This is a genomic window from Streptomyces sp. LARHCF249, assembly GCF_052871255.1.
Map to the genome: position 1 here is coordinate 296,978 of NZ_JBIXJQ010000004.1, position 19,212 is coordinate 316,189.

Below are 19,212 nucleotides of genomic sequence, written 5' to 3' on the forward strand. Positions count from 1 at the left end.
CCGGTTCCTTCGTTATGGAGAGTCGCGTCGCGTCTTGACCGGCCGTCAGGGGCCCCCGCCCTCTGTGCGGGGCGGGGGCGAGCCACTGTCGAAGCGCTTCACTTCCAGGCGCAAGGTAACGGACAAGTTTCGTGCGAAACAAGGGCACCTACTGCGGTGAACGCTTGCACCGCCCGGCCATGGCTCAGGCGACCAGGGCAAACGGGATAGTCGAAGCGCTTCGAGAATCATGCTTCGGATTCATCCGGCGGTCAGAGTGGTCCATTTCTGGTTGGAGCCGCCGTGGCAGTCCCACAGGTGGAGCTGCGTGCCGTCGGTCGTGGCGAAGCCCGGATCGTCGAGGCAGCGGCCGGAGGCGGGGTTGCGGTAGCCGCCGTTGTAGGGCTGCCAGACCTGGTTGGGGCCGCCGTGGCAGGTCCAGATCTGCACCTTGGTGCCGTTGGCGGTGCCCCCGCCGGCGGCGTCGAGGCACTTGCCCATGGAGCGCAGGGTGCTGTTGGTGTAGGCGGACCAGAGCTGGTTGACGTTGTTGCCGCAGCTCCAGATCTGGACGGCGGTCCCGTCGGCGGTGCCGGCGCCGCTGACGTCCAGGCATTTGCCGGTGGTGCCGGACTGCACGCGTGCGGCGGCGGGGGCGGGGTTCCTCAGCCATCCGGCGCTGTCCGCGGCCTGGATGCCGCGGTGGAAGGCGTCTGCCATCTTCCGGTAGCCGGTGTCGTTGGGGTGCAGGGTGTCGGCCAGGTCGGCTGTGGTCAGGCTGCTCATGTCCACGTACGCGACGTGCTTGCCCGCGGCCTGTGCCTCGCTCACGATGTGGGGAATGGCCTGGTTGTACGCGGCCCTGTATTGCTCCTCCGAGCCGCTGGTGGACACGACCAGGGAGGCCACGAGGACGGTTGCGTCGGGCGCGGCGGCGGTGATCTGGTTGACCAGTGACTTCAGGCGGGTGGCGGCGGTGGAGGGCTGGTAGCCCCCGTTGAGGTCGTTGGTGCCGATCTTCAGCGTCACGACGTTGGGCCGGTAGCGGGTCAGTGGGGCGTCGGCGAGTGCGGCGATCTGGTCGATGCGGTATCCGGAGTGGCCTTCGTTGTCGGGGTCGGACATCGAACCGCCCCGCAGCGTGCCGACGAAGTCCAGTGGATGGCCGTCCGCCGCGAGCTTGTCCCGCAACGGACCGCGGTAGCCGTTGCCCGTACTGCTTCCCACACCCCAGGTGATCGAGTCGCCCAACGGCATGACCCGCAAGGGCGTGGTCGAGGCGGCGGAGGCAGGGGTCACACCGGCTGCCGTCACCCCGAGCACGGCAGCGACAAACGCGATCAGGGACAGAAGCCAAGGCTTTCTCATGCAGGCGTCCTCTTCTACGAGTGAGTGCGGGTTCGACCCGACCGGCCTCTCGAGCGCCATCCACCGTCAGCCCGCCGGTGAGCCGCCCGGCGGGGTGCGCGGGTGTGTGGGTGCTCGATGAGGGTTCGGGTGGTCAGCAGGCGGAGTTGGTCTGGGTGAGCAGGCCCATGCGCCGGGGCAGGCGGATGTAGTCGGCCCGTCCCTGGGGTCGATGCCCTGGTATACGTACTGCAGCCGGTCCAGAGACGCCGGGGAAGGTGACGTTGTCACGGCTGGCGAAGGGTTGGTTCTCCGTGGCGGCCGGAGGGGCCAGCTGCCGGTGAGGCCGGGCACACGCGTGAACTCAGCTCTGACCACGGGGACTCGGCGACCAAGGACAGGGCTTCCGGTCGGTGGAAGCTGTTCTGCTCCGTCGCAGGACAGTAGGCATGCGGAATGCCCCCGTCAATAGTTACCCCAAGGTAATACATCCCATGACCAGTGGTCAGGTTGCCAGGAGGAGGCCCTCAACTCCTGCGAAGGTTGGACAGAGTCCCCTCTGTGTGCACTCATGCATCCCATGTGTGGGGGAGTGTGACGACATGCGGCTCACCGACCGGCGCCCTCCCTGGGCCCGGGACCGTGCAGGCGCGGCACCCGCCGACCGGAAGGGTTCGACCCGCTGCCGCATGTCGCCCCGTCACCTGCGCGCTGTCGTCCCGAAGGGCAGGGGTTCGCCTGAGCCCAGGTATTCCCTCAGCCACTGCTCGGTGTTGCTCACGTGCAGCAGTGCGGCGGCCTGGCTGAGGGCGGCGTCGCGGGTGGACAGCGCGTTGAAGATCGCCTCGTGCTCGGCGAGAGTGCGGCCCGCGGCCTTGTCGTCGACCAGACCGCGCCAGATGCGGGCGCGCAGGGTGCGGCCGGAGATCCCTTCCAGGAGGGTGAGAAGGGTTTCGTTCCCCGTGGCCGAGACGACGGCGCGGTGGAAGGCGGCGTCGTGGGCGTTGAGCTGTTCGATGTCGTCTCGGGCCGCGCGCATGGCGTCCAAATGGGCGCCGACGTCAGCCAGTTGGGCGTCGGAGATCCGGGTCGCAGCCAGCGCCGTGGCGACCGGTTCCAGGAGTCGCCGTACCTCCATGAGGTCCTGCAGGGCGACCGAGTCGCCCTGTAGCAGTTCCACCGCGCCGCCGAGCCCCTCCAGTAGGAGACTCGGCTGGAGGCTGGTCACGTACGTACCGTCGCCCCGCCGGACCTCCAGGACCCGCGCGACGGACAGCGCCTTGACCGCTTCCCGGGCGAGGTTGCGGGACAGTCCCAGCTGCGCGGCCAGTTCCGGCTCCGGTGGGAGCTTCGAGCCGGGCGGCAGGGCGCCGGTCCGGATCAGCTCACGGATCTGCTCGATGGCCTTGTCCGTCAGAGACACCGCTCATCCCTCCCCCCGCCGCGCCCCGTGAGCACGTCCGAATGTTCCGGAGCCCGCATGCCGAGGGTGGCGTTGATGATACCTGCGATGCGCGTACGGGAAGGTGGTCGCGGCGGCGGTCGGAGCGTTCCGTGCGCCGCGCAGACCTCGGCGATCGCCCGAGCCCTGGTTGACATCCCAAGGCGACATGGCCGACCTTCATGCGGGGGCCTGCATTCCCGTCGACGCCGGCGCCATGCTCGCCGGCCCCGGCACCCATCAGCACTGGACCCGTGGCAGCAGCACCAACCTGCCGTGGACGTCCATCGCGCAGTGAAAGGGACCTGAATGCGCAGGGGTGGCATGTATATGACATTAAGTGCGTGGGGGCGACGCGGGAGGCGTGCGGGGGTGCTTGCCGCGGTGACCGCCTTGGCGTCGGCCCTCCTGACCGGTTTTGGTGCCGCGGGGACGGCGCAGGCGGCCACTGTGGATACGAGCGCGTCGTACGTGCTGGTCAACCGTGGCAGTGGCAAGGCGCTGGACGTGTCGGGAGGCAGTACTGCCGAGGGGGCGGCCCTGTCGCAGTGGGTCCGTCATGACGGGGCCAATCAGCAATTCCGGTTCGTCGACTCGGGCGGCGGCTACTACCGGCTGAAGGCGCAGCATTCGGGCAAGGTGCTGGATGTCTACAGCTACTCCACCGCCGACCACGCGGACATCGTGCAGTGGAGCGATGCGGGTGGCGCCAACCAGCAGTTCCGGCTGGCCGATTCCCCTGACGGTTACGTCCGGCTGATCAACCGCAACAGCGGCAAGGCCGTCGAGGTCCAGAACGCCTCCACCGCGGACGGCGCCAAGGTCGTGCAGTACGCCGACTGGGGCGGGGCCAACCAGCAGTGGCAACTGGTCCGCGCATCGGGAGTACTCGCACAGGTGCACACCGCGGGGCGTGTCAAGGACGCCGGAAACACGGTGCAGTACAGCTGGCCCGGCGTGTACTTCGAGGCCCGCGTCAGGGGCACCGGCGTGGGCATCGTGCTCAACGACTCGGCCGCCGATTACGACGTCCAGGTCGACGGAGCCACTGTCGCCACGCTCGTCACGCCCGGCGACACCACACACTGGATCAACGGGCTGCAGGACCGTGAGCACACCGTCCGGCTCGTCAAGCGCAATGACAGCCCGGGCAACACCAGCACGTTCGGGGGCTTCTTGGCCGCGCCCGGCGGTGCCGTGCTGAGCAAACCGTCGGCCCGCAGTCGTCAGATCGAGTTCATCGGCGACTCCCTCACGGTGGGCTACGGCAACCTCTCGACCTCGCGCACCTGCACCTGGGACCAGGTCAAGCGGAGCACCAACTCCGACGTGAGCTACGGCGCCCTCACCGCCCGGCAACTGAATGCCGACTACCAGATCAACGGCTATTCCGGCCTGGGCATGGTGCGCAACTACAACGGAGGCCTGCCGGACGTCACGTACCGGACCTTCTACGACCGCGCCCTGTTGAACGTGTCCGGCGACGTCTGGCAGAACCCGGGCACCTGGCGCCCTCAGCTCGTGGTGGTCAACCTTGGCACCAACGACTTCTCGACCGCCGTCAACCCCGGTGAGCCGTGGACGCCCGACAGCCTCGCGGACGGCTACCGCAGCGCCTACGGCGACTTCCTCCAGAAACTGCGCACGCGCTACGGGGCCGGGACGACCATCGTGGCAGTCGGCGCCGGCCAGTACGCCGGCCATGTCCAGCAGGTGGTCAAGGCACGCAACGACGCCGGCGACGGCGGGGTCCGCTACTGGCTCCTCGACGACTCGGGCCTGGATTTCCTCGGCTGTGACTGGCACTACTCGGCCCATGACGACCGACTCATCGCCGACCGGCTCACCTCGTTCATCGCCGGTCTGCCGACACGCTGGTAGCCGCTAGGCCAGGGCCTGCGCGCACCAGATCGTCTTGCCGCTGGTGGTGTGGCGGGTGCCCCACCCCTGGGTGAGCCGGGCGACGAGCAGCAGTCCCCGGCCGCCCTCGTCGAAGTCGCGGGCCCGGCGTAGGTGCGGAGCGGTGTTGCTCGCGTCGGAGACTTCGCAGATCAGGGAAGTATCGCGGATCAGCCGCAGTCTGATCGGCGGCTCGCCGTATCTGATGGCGTTGGTGACCAGCTCGCTGACGACCAGTTCGGTGACGAATGACGCCTCCTCCAGGCCCCAGGCGTCCACTTGGTCGACGGCGAACTTCCTGGCCTGCGGCACCTGGGCGGGGTCGGGCTCAATGTCCCAGTCGGCGACGTGGTGGGGATCCAGCGCGTGAGTGCGGGCGAGCAGCAGGGCGGCGTCGTCGGTGCGGCGTTCGGGGAGCATGGCGTCCAACACCGTGTCGCACAAGGCCTCCAGTGAGGTGGCCGAGTGGTTCAGGACCCGCTGCAGTTCCGCGATCCCCTCGTCGACGTCGCGCTCGCGGCTTTGCACCAGTCCGTCGGTGTAGAGGGCGAGCAGGCTGCCCTCGGGCAGCTCGAGCTCGGTCGCTTCGAAAGGCAGCCCACCGATGCCGAGCGGTGGTCCCGGCTGCGCGGGTACGGGTGTCCTGGTGCCGTCCGGGGAGATGATCAGCGGCAGCGGATGGCCGGCGCTCGCCAGCGTGAAGCGCCGGGAGACGGGGTCGTAGACCGTGTACAGGCACGTGGCCCCGGACTCGCCGGTCGGCTGGAAGTGGCCGGCGGGCCGGAGGTCGCTGGCCAGGTGGAGGACCAGGTCGTCCAGGTGGGTCAGCAGCTCGTCCGGCGGCAGGTCTATGTCGGCGAGGGTGCGGACCGCGGTGCGCAGCCGGCCCATGCTGGCCGAGGCGTGCAGGCCGTGGCCGACGACATCGCCGACGACCAGGGCGACCCGGGCGCCGGACAGCGGAACGACGTCGAACCAGTCACCGCCCACTTCCGCGCCGGTCCCGCCGGGCAGGTAGCGGGATGCCACCTCGACCGCCTCCTGGTTCGGCAGCCCTTGCGGGAGCAGGCTGCGTTGCAGCGTCAGCGCCCTCGTGCGCTCGCGCGAGTACCGGCGGGCGTTGTCGATGGCGACCGCTGCCTTGGCGGTCAGCTCTTCGGCGAGGATCAGGTCGTCGGCCGTGAAGGCCTCGGGCCGGTCGCGGCGGGAGAAGGCGACGACGCCGAGCAGCGCGCCGCGCGCCCGGAGCGGCACGGTGATCCGACCGGTCAGCCCGTCCGCGGCGATGGACCCGTCGATCAACGGGTTGCCCGGTGGCCAGTGGGCCGGGTCGGCGGCGAGCCCTGGCCCGAAGGCCCATTCGCCGCCCTGGCCGGGCTCAGCGGCGAGCTCGACCGCGGACGTGCCGGTGGCCATGCAGCGGGCGGCGATGGAACCGGGAGTGTGGCTGACCGGCGGCGTGGGCCCGGGCGCCCGGTCGGTGTCCTCCTTCGCGCTGTGCTGGGCGGCACGGTTGAGTGCGATGGCCTCGCCGGGGGTGAACGCGGACGCGGAGGGCGGTTCCTCTCCGCGCAGCACCTCGTCGAAGAGGTCCACGCTGACGAGGTCGGCAAATCCCGGCACCGGGGTCCTCGCCAGTTCCAGGGCGGTGCCGATCACGTCGAGTGTCCGGCCGATGCCGCCGCTGGCCTTGTTGAGGATGAGCAGGCGTTGCCGGGCCCAGTACTCGGCGCTCATGTCGAATCCCCAGTTGGCGACCGCGCGGATCCTGCCCGCGGCATCCCGTACGGGCCACATGCTGGTGGCCCAGGCGTTGGCGTAGTTGCTGCCGAGGGGGCGGAAGACGGTGATCAGACGTGCGGGCTCGCCCGTCCTGGCCACCTCGGAGAGCTGGTCGGTGTATGCCATGTCGTCCAGTTCGGGGAACAGCTCGCGGTACTTCTCGCCGAGCACCTGCTCCTCGGAGTGCGCCATCACCCGGCACGCGGAGGCGTTGACCCACAGGAACCGCAGCTCAGGGTCGTAGACGCCCAGAGCGAAGGGGCACTGCTCGAAGGCCCGGTCGGCGATCACAGGGCGGCGTCCCCACGGTTGGACGGTCACCACGTGGCCCAGCGCACGGCCGTCCGCGCCGTGCAGCGGATGAGCCGTCACCACGGCGTCCACCGTGGAACCGTCCCGGTGGTGCAGCGGGACGACTCCCGTGGAGCCGGAGCCGATGCCGTGGTTCTCGGGGAAGCCGGGCGGGGGATCGACCAGCAGGTCGGCCACCGGCCGCCCCACGGTCTCCTCGGCCGTCCAGCCCAGCAGCAGCCGCCCGCCCTCGCACCAGCCGCTCACCACACCGTCCGGAGCCACCACGACAGCGGCAGTCGGGGCATCCTGCTTGTCACCCATCTCCACGCGCCACGCCTCCGTCCGGACAGCGGTGCTCGCCAGGACCGGTTTCCAGCGGCTGCTTCCAGCCTAGGTCCGCTCCGTCGGGCGCGCGCCCCGGTCACGGCTCGTGCCAAGCGGCGAACAACGCGTAACCGACACGGTGGCGCCGCTCCTGCCGGCGCTGCAGTCGAAAGTATTGACACGGTAATTGTGAGCGTTAACACTCATGCAACAGGCGGGTGCCGCACGGAACCCCCGGGGCGCGACGCATGCCCACGCACAGGACTACGGCTCCACCATCGGCATTGGCTCCGACGGCAGGGCCGGCACCGGGATGTCCATCGACGACATCGAACTCTGCGAGCTGTAGTACCACCCCTGCGGCAGCCGGTTGAGGACCAACTCCCCCTACGTGCAGACCTATTGGCCGCCATACTGCCCGACGTCCGTCACCACCGGCCCCGTCCCGCAGCAGGACATGACTGCCGTGGGGCGCAGCGAGCGTGAGACGAGACGCGACCGCTCGAAGGCGGCCCGCATCGCCGTGCAGCGCCTCCTGCGCCGCCCGGCGACCCCCATCCCCGACTTCTTCTCTTACGGACCACGGAGTTCGCCATGCCGGCTCACCCCTTCAGCCGCCGCGCCATGATCAAGGCGACCGGCGCCGCGGCCGCGGCCGCGGCCGCCGGCCCCGTCCTCGGCTTGGCCTCCGCCGCGGCGGAGACATCCCCGGTCAGGTCCGACGTCGGAGTGTCGACGTTGCCGTTCGACCTGGGTCAGGTCCGGCTCACCAGCAGCCGATGGCTCGACAATCAGAACCGCACCCTGGCCTACCTCCGCTTCGTCGACGTCCACCGCCTGCTGTACAACTTCCGCGCCAACCACCGGCTCTCCACCAACGCCGCAGCCCCGACCGGAGGCTGGGACGACCCGGCGTTCCCCTTCCGCACCCACGTGCAGGGCCACTTCCTCACGGCGTGGGCCCAGGCCTACGCCGCACTCGGGGACACCACCTGCCGCGACAAGGCCGACCACATGGTGGCCGAACTCGCCAAGTGCCAGGCCAACAACTCCACCGCGGGCTTCTCCGCCGGCTACCTCTCGGGCTTCCCCGAGACCGACTTCACGAGCCTCGAAGCAGGCACGCTGAACAACGGCAACGTCCCGTACTACTGCATCCACAAGACCATGGCCGGTCTGCTCGACGTGTGGCGCCTCATCGGCAACACACAGGCCCGCGACGTGCTCCTCGCGCTCGCCGGCTGGGTCGACCGACGCACCGCCCCGCTCAGCCACAGCAGGATGCAGTCGTTGATGGGCGTCGAGTTCGGCGGCATGAACGAGGTGCTGGCCGACCTCTACCAACAGACCGGCGACGCACGCTGGTTGACCACCGCCCAGCGGTTCGACCACGCCGCGGTCTTCGACCCCCTCGCCGCGAACCTGGACCAGCTGAACGGCCTGCACGCCAACACGCAGGTGCCCAAGTGGATCGGAGCCGTCCGCGAGTACAAGGCCACCGGCACGACCCGCTACCGCGACATCGCCTCCCACGCATGGACGATCTGCACCACCTCGCACACCTATGCCATCGGCGGCAACAGCCAGGCGGAGCACTTCCGGGCCCCGAACGCCATCTCCGGCTTCCTCCTCCGCGACACCTGCGAGCTGTGCAACTCCTACAACATGCTCAAGCTGACCCGGGAACTGTGGCAGCTGGACCCCGGCCGGGCGTCGTACTTCGACTTCTACGAGAAGGCGCTGCTCAACCATGTCATCGGCGCCCAGAACCCGGCCGACCCGCACGGACACGTCACCTACTTCACCCCCCTCAACCCGGGCGGCCGCCGCGGCGTGGGCCCGGCTTGGGGCGGCGGCATGTGGAGCACCGACTACGGCACCTTCTGGTGCTGCCAGGGAACAGGCATCGAGTCCAACACCAAGCTGATGGACTCCATCTACTTCCGCGACGGCACCACCCTCACGGTGAACCTGTTCCTCCCCTCCGTCCTGAACTGGACCCAGCGGGGCATCACGGTCACCCAGACCACCTCCTACCCGGCCGGCGACACCACGACGCTCAAGGTCGCCGGCAGCGTCGGCGGGACCTGGTCGATGCGCATCCGCATCCCCGCATGGACCTCGGGCGCCACCGTCAGCGTCAACGGCGCCGCCCAGACCGTCACGGCCAACCCGGGCACCTACGCCACCCTCACCCGGTCCTGGGCCTCCGGCGACACCGTCACCGTGAAGCTCCCCATGCGTGTGGTCCTCCAGGCCGCCAACGACAACCCCGGCGTCGCGGCGATCAGCTACGGCCCCGCCGTCCTCGCCGGCAACTACGGCAGCACCACGCTCTCCTCCCTCCCGGCCCTGGACCCCTCCTCGATCACCCGAACCAGCAGCACCGCCCTCGCCTTCACGGCCACCGCCAACGGAACGAAGGTCGACCTCGCCCCGTTCCACGACGCCCAGGGCTTCAACTACACCGTCTACTGGCGGACCGACAGTGCCGGCTTCCGTCTCGTCAACGCGGCCAGCGGACTCGTCCTCGGCATCCGGGACATGTCCACCGCCGACGGGGGCCTCGCCCTGCAGTGGACCGACTCCGGCACCGCCGACCACAACTGGCTCCCCGTCGTCGACGGCACCGCACTGCGGCTGCGCAACCTCCACAGCGGCAAGGTCCTCGGCGTGAAGGACATGTCCACCGCCGACAACGCTCCGATCCTCCAGTGGGCCGATACCGGCACCGCCGACCACCGGTGGACCGTCGTCGACGCGGGCAACGGCTACCACAAGCTTCGGAACGCCCACACCGGCAAGCTGCTCGGCATCGCGGACGGCTCCACCGCCATCGGCGCCGCAGCCGTACAGGTGCCGGACGCCGGCGCCCCCGCCGGCCAGTGGCAGTTCGTCCCCGACGGTGCCAGGCGCATCCAGAACGTCGCCAGCGGGCGGGTCCTCGGTGTGAAGGACATGTCCACCGCCGACGGCGGCCTCGCCATCCAGTGGGACGACAGCGGCACCGCCGACCATCTCTGGACGGCCGTCGTCGACACCGGTGGCTACCTGCGCCTGCGCAACTTCCACAGCGGCAAGGTCCTCGCCGTGGAGAACGGCGGCACCGCCAACGGCGCCCGGATCGTCCAGTGGTCGGACAACGGCACCGCCGACCACCGGTGGCGCCTGCGGCACGGCGGCGGCGACACCTTCAGGATCCAGTGCGCCAACAGCGGCCGCGTGCTCGGCGTCTCCGGCGCCTCCACCGCCCAGGGAGCCCAGGCCGTCCTCTGGGACGACAACGGCACCAGCGACCACCTGTGGCGCTTCATCTGACCCGCGTCACCCCGGGCCGGTTCACAGTCCCTGCGCCAGCCGGTAGTACGCCTGGCTCCAGCGGAGATCGCGCCGGAACTGCTTCGGGGTGGTGGCCTCGTCGATGAGGACGAGTTCCACGCGGAGCATTTCCGCCAGGTCGTCGAGGTGGTCGGAGGTGAGGGCGGTGCTGAGGACGGTGTGGTGCGGTCCGCCGGCCGTCAGCCAGGATTCGGTGGAGGTCCGCAGGTCCGGGTGGGGCCGCCAGACCGCGCGGGCGACGGGCAGGGCGGGCAGCGGGTGAGGGGGTGCCACCACGTCGATGTCGTTGGCGATCAGGCGGAAGCGGTCGCCGAGGTCGGCGAGGCCGACCACCACGGCCGGGCCGGGGGCGGCGTCGAACACCAGCCGCACCGGGTCCTCCCGCCCGCCGATGCCGAGGGGGTGGATCTCGCAGCTGGGCCTGGCGGTCGCGATGGTGGGGCAGACCTCCAGCATGTGTGCGCCGAGGATGAGCTCGTTGCCGGGGGACATGTCGTAGGTGTAGTCCTCCATGAAGGAGGTGCCGCCCGGGAGGCCGGCTGCGGCCACCTTGAGGGCGCGCAGCAGGACGGCGGTCTTCCAGTCGCCCTCTCCTCCGAAGCCGTGTCCCTGCGCCATGAGCCGCTGGACCGCGAGGCCGGGCAGCTGGCGCAGTCCGCCCAGGTCCTCGAAGTTGGTGGTGAAGGCCCCGAAGCCGCCCGTTCCGAGGAAGGTGCGCAGGCCGGCTTCGATGCGGGCCGCGTAACGCAGCGAGGCGTGCCGTTCGCCTCCCGGTCGCAGTTCCGGCGCCAGGCGGTACAGGTCCCCGTACTCCTCGACGAGGGACGTCACCTCGGTTTCGTCCGCGCCGTCGACGACCTCCACCAGGTCGTTGACGCCGTAGGTGTTGACGGAGACGCCGAAGCGCAGCTGGGCCTCGACCTTGTCGCCCTCGGTGACGGCCACGTCGCGCATGTTGTCGCCGAAGCGGGCGACCTTGAGGGTGGCCAGTTCGGATCGTGCGGCGGCCGCCCGCGCCCAGATCGCGACGCGTGCGGTCGTCACCGGATCGGTGACGTGGCCGGCCACGGTCTTGCGGGGTACGCCGAGACGGGCCTGGATGTGCCCGAACTCGCGGTCTCCGTGAGCGGCTTGGTTGAGGTTCATGAAGTCCATGTCGATGGTGTCCCAGGGCAAGGCCACGTTCGACTGGGTGTGGAGGTGCAGCAACGGCTTGCGCAGTGCGTCCAGTCCCGCGATCCACATCTTGGCCGGCGAGAACGTGTGCATCCAGGCGATGAGCCCGATGCACCGGTCGTCGGCGTTCGCCTCGAGGCACACCCGGCGGATGGCGTCGGCATCGGTCAGTACCGGCTTCCACACCACACGCGCGGGAATGCCGGAGGTGTCGGCCAGCGCGGTGGCGATCTGCCGCGACTGTTCGGCGACCTGCTTCAGCGTCTCCTCCCCGTACAGGCCTTGGCTGCCGGTGAGGAACCAGATTTCCTGGGCGGGGGACGTTTGGCTGGACACATGGACTCCTGAAGGTGACGTCCCGCAACGGTGGCGAGAGCGCCGTGCGGGTGGGGAAGCGGGAACGAACAGCGGGCGGGATCAGCCCGCGGTGTGGGCCGTGTCGCGGATGCTCCTCAGGCGGTGCAGCAGCCCGCCGGCGGCGAAGTGGTCGTGCAGGAGCCGGTACTCGGCGAAGAGGGCGTCGTAGGCATCGGCTCGGGAGGCGTCGGGCGTGTAGACGGCAGGTCGCCGGCGGCCCATGGCGGCGGTGGCCGTTCGCACGTCGGGGTGCGCGCCGGCGGCCACGGCGGCGTGGATGGCCGACCCGAGGGCGGGGCCCTGGTCGGACGCGGCGAGGGAGACGGGGCGGCGCAGCACGTCGGAGTAGATCTGCATCAGCAGCTCGTTCTTGGCCAGTCCGCCGGCGACGATGAACTCGTGCACCGGTACGCCGCCCGCCTCCAGGGCCTCCACGATGACGCGGGTGCCGAACGCGGTGGCTTCGAGCAGCGCGCGGTAGACGTCCTCGGGGCGGGTCGCGAGGGTGAGACCCGCGATGACTCCGGAGAGGTGGTGGTCGACGAGGACCGAACGGTTGCCGTTCAGCCAGTCGAGGGCGACCAGTCCGTGGCCGCCGACCGGCTGTCGGGCGGCTTTCCGGGTCAGCAGGGTGTGCAGGTCCTCGCCGCGGTCGGCGGCCTCGGCGAGGTAGTCCGACGGGACGCCTTGGTCCAGTACCCAGGCGAAGATGTCGCCGACCGCGCTCTGGCCGGCCTCGTAGCCGTAGGTTCCCTCGACGATCCCACCGCTCACGACACCGCAGATGCCGGGGACATCGGCGAGGACGGGAGCGTTCACGACGTGGCAGGTGGAGGTGCCCATGATGGCGAGCAGCTGCCCGTCCCCGACGGCCTGGGCCGCCGCTGCGGTGACATGGGCGTCGACGTTGCCCGCGGCCACGGCGATGCCGGGGCGCAGCCCTGTCCACGCTGCTGCCTCGGAACTGAGCGAGCCCACTCGTGAGCCCAGTGCGGAGAGGGGGAATTCGAGGCGGGTGCGTGCGAAGTCGGCGAACCGGGGGTTCAGCGCGGCCAGGTACTCCTCGCTCGGGTAGGCGCCGTCCTGGTGGATGCCCTTGTAGCCGGCCGTGCAGGCGTTGCGGGACTCGGTTCCGGTGAGCTGCCACACGATCCAGTCGGCGGCCTCGATCCACCGCGCGCAGGTTTCGTAGACGAGCGGATCCTCCTCCAAGACCTGGAGGGCCTTCGCGAACTGCCACTCGGCGGAGATCCGGCCGCCGTAGCGGGCGATCCATTTCTCCCCGCGGGCGTGGGCGAGTTCGTTGATGCGGTCGGCATGCGACTGGGCCGCGTGGTGCTTCCACAGCTTGGGCCATGCGTGCGGCCGTCCGGCGAGCTCCGTCTCGGCGAGGGGGGTCCCGTCGGCCAGCGCGGGCAGGACGGTGCACGCGGTGAAGTCGGTGGCGATGCCGATCACCGCGGCGGGATCGATCCCGGCCGCCGCCACGGCCTCCGGCACGGCGCGACGCAGTACGTCCCGCCAGTCCTGGGGGTGTTGCAGGGCCCAGTCCGGAGGCAGTTGCGCACCGCCCTGCGGCAGGTGCCGGTCGATGACGCCGTGCCGGTAGGCGTGGACCGCCGCGGCCAGTTCCTGACCGTCGCGGACCCGCACCACCACGGCGCGGCCCGACAGCGTGCCGAAGTCGACGCCGACCGTGTACTGCTCCGCTTCCTCGGAATGCGGGGTCGGCGCGAGGGGATGGGGTGACGTCAACAGAATGCCTTTCGAAAGAGCCGTGGGGCGGCGGGCGGCCCGGGCAGGCGGAGTTGCCGCCCGCAATCCGGGCGGCCACCCGGGTGGTCCAACGCAGTGTGAGCGCTAACAATGTCGAGAGGCAAGAGGTCTGCGCGAGTCATATGTGAGCTCCATCGGCGCAGCGGCCTCCGTATACGCCGGACGCGCGGGTCGATCTGCCGTGGATGCGGCGCGGGTTGGCACTTCATCCGGGTGGTGGGGCCGGTGGTGTCGAGAAAAGGGGGGAGTCCGCCTCGATGCCGCACGCGACGCGGTAACAGTCAGGTAACGCGCGCAAGGGGGTTGAGAACCTGGCTTGTTAGCGCTCACAATGCGACAGCGCCCCGTTCGTGAGGGGATCCCTCTCCTGCCGACCGCGACCGCGACCGGCCCCCCGACCCCATCCCCGCCGCCGGCGGCTTCGGCCGCCGTGCACCGCGGCACTCCTGTGACTCCTCGGCAAAGCCCGGCCCCGGCCGTGCGGCGCCTCTTCCGTACACCCTGAAAGGACACTCGACATGGCTCGCAGAGCAGCTCTCGTCCTCACCGCCGCCCTTCTCGTCTCCTCGGCGCTGACCGCCTGCTCGACGCAGGGCCCCGCTTCCGGCTCCTCCTCGGGAGCCAAGGCGGGCTCCGACGGCACGATCACGCTCGGCTTCGCCCAGGTCGGCGCCGAGAGCGGTTGGCGTACCGCCAACACCAAGTCCGTCCAGGAGGCGGCGAAGAAGGCCGGAATCACCCTCAAGTTCTCCGACGCGCAGCAGAAGCAGGAGAACCAGATCAAGGCGATCCGCACCTTCATCCAGCAGAAGGTCGACGTCATCGCCTTCTCGCCGGTCGTGGAGTCCGGTTGGGACACGGTGCTGAAGGAGGCCAAGGACGCGGGCATCCCGGTCATCCTCACCGACCGCGCCGTGGACACCAAGGACACCTCCCTCTACAAGACCTTCCTGGGCTCGGACTTCGTCAAGGAGGGCAAGTCCGCGGGCGAGTGGCTGACCGGCGCGTACGCCAACGAGCAGGGCCCGGTCAACATCGTCGAGCTCCAGGGCACCACGGGCTCCGCGCCCGCCAACGACCGCAAGGCGGGCTTCGCCGACGTCATCCGCGCCGACGACAAGTTCAAGATCGTGGCCTCGCAGTCGGGCGACTTCACCCGCGCCAAGGGCAAGGAAGTCATGCAGGCGTTCCTGAAGTCCCAGAACGACATCGACGTCCTCTACGCCCACAACGACGACATGGCCCTCGGCGCCATCCAGGCCATCGAGGAGTCCGGCAAGAAGCCCGGGACGGACATCAAGGTGATCTCGGTGGACGGGATCAAGGACGCCTTCGTCGCGATGACCGAGGGCAAGATCAACGTCGTGGTGGAGTGCAACCCGATGCTCGGCGACCAGCTGATGGAGCTGGCCAAGAAGGTCGTGGCAGGGGAGAGCGTGCCGACTCGTGTCGAGACCCAGGAGGGTGTCTTCACCCAGGACAAGGCCGCGGCGGCGCTGCCGTCCCGGAACTACTGAAACAGCGCGTTCCGGTAATGGAGGAGGCCCGGCCCCGGCGCCTCCTTCACCGTCCGGAGCCCGCTCCACCACCCCACCCATGAGAGGAGGGCGGATGGCATCACCGTCCACCCCGCGGCCCACGGACGTCGGCGGTCCGCGGCCGGTCCTGGAAGCCCAGGACATCCGCAAGCAGTTCGCGGGCGTGCTCGCCCTCGACGGAGTCGCCCTGCGGCTCTTCCCCGGTGAGGTGCACGCCCTGATGGGCGAGAACGGCGCCGGGAAGTCCACCTTGATCAAGGTGCTCACCGGTGTCCACCCCGCCGACGGCGGCACCATCCTCGTCGACGGCCGGCCCCACACCTCTGCAGACCCCCTCCAGGCGCAGCAGGCCGGAATCAGCACCGTCTACCAGGAGGTCAACCTCTGCCCGAACATCTCGGTCGCCGAGAACATCCTCATCGGGCGCGAACCGCGCCGGTTCGGTCTCATCCACTGGTCCGCGATGCGGCAGCGGGCGGCCGAGCTGCTGACGGAACTGGACCTCGACCTCGACGTCACCAGTCTGCTCGCTTCGCACTCCCTGGCGGTGCAGCAACTGGTCGCCATCGTCCGGGCGGTGGACGTCTCGGCGAAGGTGCTCGTCCTGGACGAACCCACCTCCAGCCTGGATCGCGAGGAGGTCGCCCAGCTCTTCACCCTGGTACGGCGCCTGCGGGATCGCGGTGTGGCCATCCTGTTCGTCACGCACTTCCTCGACCAGGTATTCGATCTCTGCGACCGCGTCACCATCCTGCGCAACGGCCGCCTGGAAGGCGAGTACCCCATCGGCGAACTCACTCCGGTGACGCTGGTCCAGCGCATGATCGGCGGAGAACTGGCCACGCTCGACCAGCTGTCCGACCGTGCCCGAGAGGAAGCGGCCGAACGGGCGACCAGCGAGCCCTTCCTCCGGGCACGACAACTGACCCGGACGGGCTCGATCGAACCGTACGACCTCGACATCCATGCCGGCGAGGTCATCGGACTGGCCGGCCTCCTGGGCTCAGGCCGCACCGAGCTGGCGCGCCTCCTGTTCGGCGCGGACAGCGCGGACGCCGGAGAGGTGAGCATCGAGGGCAGGAAGGTACTCCTGCGCACCCCCCGCCACGCCATCGCCCGAGGCATCGCGTTCTGCTCCGAGAACCGCAAGTCCGAGGGACTGGTGGGCGAGCTCACGGTCCGCGAGAACATCATCCTCGCTCTGCAGGCCGCCCGCGGCTGGACCAGGCCGCTGGCCCGTGCGAAACAGGACGAACTGGCACGGCACTGGATCGACGCCCTGGACATCCGCCCCGCCGACCCCGAAGCGCAGGTGCGCCACCTCAGCGGAGGCAACCAGCAGAAGGTGCTCCTCGCACGTTGGCTGCTGACGGCACCCAGGCTCCTGATCCTCGACGAACCGACCCGGGGCATCGACATCGGGGCCAAGGCGGAGATCCAGAAACTCGTGTCCCGCCTGGCGAGCGAAGGCACCGCCGTGCTGTTCATCTCGGCGGAACTCGACGAGGTACTGCGCCTGAGCCACCACATCGCCGTGCTCCGTGACCACCGCATGGTGGCCACCCTCACGAACGACGACAGCGTCACGCCCGAACGCATACTCACGACCATCGCCACCGGAGCGGACTCATGACCCCCCAGCCCGCCACGACCAAGGCAGCCGGCGGAATCGGGAGACGACTGGCCGGCCACCGCCTGCTGTGGCCAACGCTCATCCTGCTCGCCCTTCTCCTCGGCAACCTCGCGTTCCACCACGACTTCTTCTCCGTCCGCGTACGCGACGGCCACCTCTACGGCAGCCTCATCGACATCCTCCAGTTCGGCGCCCCGCTCACCCTGGTGGCGCTCGGCATGACCCTCGTCATCGCCACCCGCGGCATCGACCTCTCGGTGGGCTCCACCGTCGCCATCGCCGGTGCCCTCGCCTGTGGGCACCTCTCCACTGCCGCACATCCCGGCAGCGTCGCCACCATGCTCACGGCCGTCGCCCTCGCGCTCGGCGTCGCGCTCGTGCTGGGCCTCGCCAACGGCTTCCTGGTATCCGGACTGGGGGTGCAGCCCATCGTGGCCACCCTGATCCTCATGGTCGCGGGCCGCGGCGTCGCCCAGCTGATCACCGACGGCCAGATCATCACGGTGACCAGCGCCCCCTACAAGATGATCGGAGGCGGCTACTGGCTGACCTTCCCGTTCGCCGTCCTCCTGGCAGCCGCCCTCTTCGCGCTCACCGCGTTCATCACCCGCCGCAGCGCACTCGGCATGCTGATCGAGTCCGTGGGCGGCAACCCCGCCGCCAGCCGCCTGGTCGGCATCCGCGCCGGCGGTCTGCTCGCCCTGGTCTACGTCTTCAGCGCGCTGTGCGCCGCCGTCGCCGGGCTGATGATCAGTTCCAACGTCTCCAGCGCCGACGGCAACAACGCCGGCCTGTGGATCGAACTCGACGCGATCCTCGCCGTCGTCGTCGGCGGCACCGCCCTGACCGGAGGACGCTTCTCCCTCGGCGGCACCGTCCTGGGCGCCCTGATCATCCAGACCCTGTCCACCACCGTCTACACCCTCGGCGTCCCACCCGAGACCACCCTCGTCTTCAAGGCGTTCGTCGTCATCGTCGTCTGCCTCGTGCAGTCCCCGGTCTTCCGGGCCAAGGTCCTGCGCCGCAGCAGGACCGCCCCTCCCCGATCCCACACCACGGCGGGCGCCGCCCCGCAGCAGCAGGAGGTACGCGCATGAGTACCGGCATCGCGAGCGCCGCCGCGCAACTCACCCGCCCCTTCGCGACCATGTCCCCCCGCACCCGCACCCGTATCCCGCTGATCGTCACGGCCGTCCTGCTGGTCGTCATGTTCGGCGTCGGATCGGTGCGCTACGAGGGCTTCCTCTCCGCGCAAGTCGTGCTGAACCTGCTGATCGACAACGGATTCCTGCTGGTCGTCGCGGTCGGGGCGACCTTCGTCATCCTCACCGGCGGCATCGACCTGTCCGTCGGCTCCATGGTGGCCCTGTCGACCATGCTCACCGCCTGGCTGGTCGAGTCGCACGGCTGGCCCCTGGCCACCGTCATTCCACTGGTCCTGCTGGTCGGCGCCGCGAGCGGGACGCTCATGGGCTGGATCATCCACACCTTCGAGATCCAGCCGTTCATCGTCACCCTGGCCGGCATGTTCCTCGCCCGCGGGCTCTGCTACACGATCAGCACCGAATCCATCACGATCAGCGACCCCACCACGGCGGGAATCGCGCAGGCCCGGCTGTACGGCCCGGGGGGACTGTTCGTCTCGATCCCGGTGGTCATCGCCCTGGCCGTGCTGGTGATCGCCTTCGTCGTACTCCACCACACGCGCTTCGGCCGCAACGTGTACGCGCTGGGCGGCAATGAGTCATCCGCACGCCTGATGGGTCTTCCGGTGGGCTCCACCAAGATCGCCGTATACGCCGTCAGCGGCCTGTGCTCCGCGCTCGGCGGCCTGCTGCTGACCTTCTACATGCTCTCCGGCTACGCCCTCCACGCCATGGGCATGGAACTCGATGCGATCGCCGCCACCGTGATCGGCGGCACGCTGCTGACCGGAGGTTCCGGCTTCGTCATGGGCACCGCCCTCGGCGTGCTCGTCCTCGGCATGATCCAGACGGTCATCAACTTCCAGGGGACGCTCAGCTCTTGGTGGACCCGGATCGTCATCGGCGCCCTGCTGCTCGTGTTCATCGTGCTGCAACGCCTGATGAGCGGCCGCCGCCCTGCCGTCGACTGACTCCCGGCGCCTCTGCCGTCATGGAACACACATGCGCATCTGCCGGCCAGGAGGCCGAGCCAGGCAGACTGCCGCCCGTCCGCGGACGGGCCGGCCCCTCCGCCTGACCGATGAAAGAACGGGGGAGGGGCGGCGGTTGGGCTTCCCCGGGCGAGGCCGCGCGGAGGTTCACGCGTGCGGCGCCCGCCGCCACTCCCTGACCTGCCGGACC

Annotated in this window: 13 protein-coding genes; 8 read left to right on the forward strand and 5 right to left on the reverse strand. The window is 69.8% G+C overall.

The genetic code is table 11. The features are described 5' to 3' along the window. Window positions 1-240 precede the first annotated feature (240 nt). Complete coding sequence (locus tag ACIPUC_RS13115; protein WP_446589240.1) at window positions 241-1,347, reverse strand: ricin-type beta-trefoil lectin domain protein; 1,107 nt, start codon at window positions 1,345-1,347, stop codon at window positions 241-243. A gap of 679 nt (window positions 1,348-2,026) precedes the next feature. Further along, window positions 2,027-2,749 carry a FadR/GntR family transcriptional regulator gene (locus ACIPUC_RS13120; protein WP_446589242.1) on the reverse strand — a complete coding sequence of 241 codons (723 nt, stop codon included), beginning with the start codon at window positions 2,747-2,749 and terminating at the stop codon, window positions 2,027-2,029. A gap of 187 nt (window positions 2,750-2,936) precedes the next feature. On the opposite strand from ACIPUC_RS13120, the gene ACIPUC_RS13125 reads away from it, so the two are divergent. Together ACIPUC_RS13125 and ACIPUC_RS13130 are read left to right on the forward strand one after the other, a co-directional pair. Beyond that, the gene (locus tag ACIPUC_RS13125) at window positions 2,937-3,065 is read left to right on the forward strand and encodes a hypothetical protein (protein ID WP_446589243.1); all 129 of its coding nucleotides are present in this window, start codon (window positions 2,937-2,939) and stop codon (window positions 3,063-3,065) included. A 26-nt stretch (window positions 3,066-3,091) separates the two neighbouring features. Then, complete coding sequence (locus ACIPUC_RS13130) at window positions 3,092-4,648, forward strand: RICIN domain-containing protein (RefSeq protein WP_446589715.1); 1,557 nt, start codon at window positions 3,092-3,094, stop codon at window positions 4,646-4,648. 3 nt (window positions 4,649-4,651) lie between these two features. On the opposite strand, the gene ACIPUC_RS13135 is transcribed toward ACIPUC_RS13130, so the two are convergent. Continuing rightward, the gene (locus tag ACIPUC_RS13135) at window positions 4,652-7,063 is read right to left on the reverse strand and encodes a SpoIIE family protein phosphatase (protein ID WP_446589244.1); all 2,412 of its coding nucleotides are present in this window, start codon (window positions 7,061-7,063) and stop codon (window positions 4,652-4,654) included. A gap of 208 nt (window positions 7,064-7,271) precedes the next feature. On the opposite strand from ACIPUC_RS13135, the gene ACIPUC_RS13140 reads away from it, so the two are divergent. Continuing rightward, the gene (locus tag ACIPUC_RS13140; protein ID WP_446589246.1) at window positions 7,272-7,415 is read left to right on the forward strand and encodes a hypothetical protein; all 144 of its coding nucleotides are present in this window, start codon (window positions 7,272-7,274) and stop codon (window positions 7,413-7,415) included. Window positions 7,416-7,660: 245 nt separating this feature from the next. Beyond that, window positions 7,661-10,384: a beta-L-arabinofuranosidase domain-containing protein gene (locus ACIPUC_RS13145; protein ID WP_446589247.1), complete on the forward strand. Its 2,724-nt coding sequence runs from the start codon at window positions 7,661-7,663 to the stop codon at window positions 10,382-10,384. Between the two features lie 21 nt (window positions 10,385-10,405). On the opposite strand, the gene araA is transcribed toward ACIPUC_RS13145, so the two are convergent. Continuing rightward, the gene (gene araA, locus ACIPUC_RS13150) at window positions 10,406-11,917 is read right to left on the reverse strand and encodes an L-arabinose isomerase (RefSeq protein WP_446589249.1); all 1,512 of its coding nucleotides are present in this window, start codon (window positions 11,915-11,917) and stop codon (window positions 10,406-10,408) included. 81 nt (window positions 11,918-11,998) lie between these two features. Continuing rightward, window positions 11,999-13,693 (reverse strand): ribulokinase, encoded by a 1,695-nt coding sequence (gene araB, locus ACIPUC_RS13155; protein ID WP_446589250.1) that lies wholly within the window; start codon window positions 13,691-13,693, stop codon window positions 11,999-12,001. A gap of 539 nt (window positions 13,694-14,232) precedes the next feature. Here araB and ACIPUC_RS13160 point away from each other — a divergent pair. From ACIPUC_RS13160 to yjfF, 4 genes are all read left to right on the forward strand, one after another. Then, window positions 14,233-15,231 carry an ABC transporter substrate-binding protein gene (locus tag ACIPUC_RS13160; protein WP_446589251.1) on the forward strand — a complete coding sequence of 333 codons (999 nt, stop codon included), beginning with the start codon at window positions 14,233-14,235 and terminating at the stop codon, window positions 15,229-15,231. A gap of 94 nt (window positions 15,232-15,325) precedes the next feature. After that, window positions 15,326-16,885 carry a sugar ABC transporter ATP-binding protein gene (locus ACIPUC_RS13165; RefSeq protein WP_446589253.1) on the forward strand — a complete coding sequence of 520 codons (1,560 nt, stop codon included), beginning with the start codon at window positions 15,326-15,328 and terminating at the stop codon, window positions 16,883-16,885. Further along, window positions 16,882-17,982, forward strand: coding sequence for an ABC transporter permease (locus tag ACIPUC_RS13170; protein WP_446589254.1), 1,101 nt, complete (start codon window positions 16,882-16,884; stop codon window positions 17,980-17,982). The genes ACIPUC_RS13165 and ACIPUC_RS13170 overlap by 4 nt, the downstream gene beginning before the upstream one ends. After that, window positions 17,979-19,001: a galactofuranose ABC transporter, permease protein YjfF gene (yjfF, locus tag ACIPUC_RS13175; RefSeq protein WP_446589255.1), complete on the forward strand. Its 1,023-nt coding sequence runs from the start codon at window positions 17,979-17,981 to the stop codon at window positions 18,999-19,001. Before ACIPUC_RS13170 ends, yjfF begins: the two co-directional genes overlap by 4 nt. Window positions 19,002-19,212: the final 211 nt, after the last annotated feature.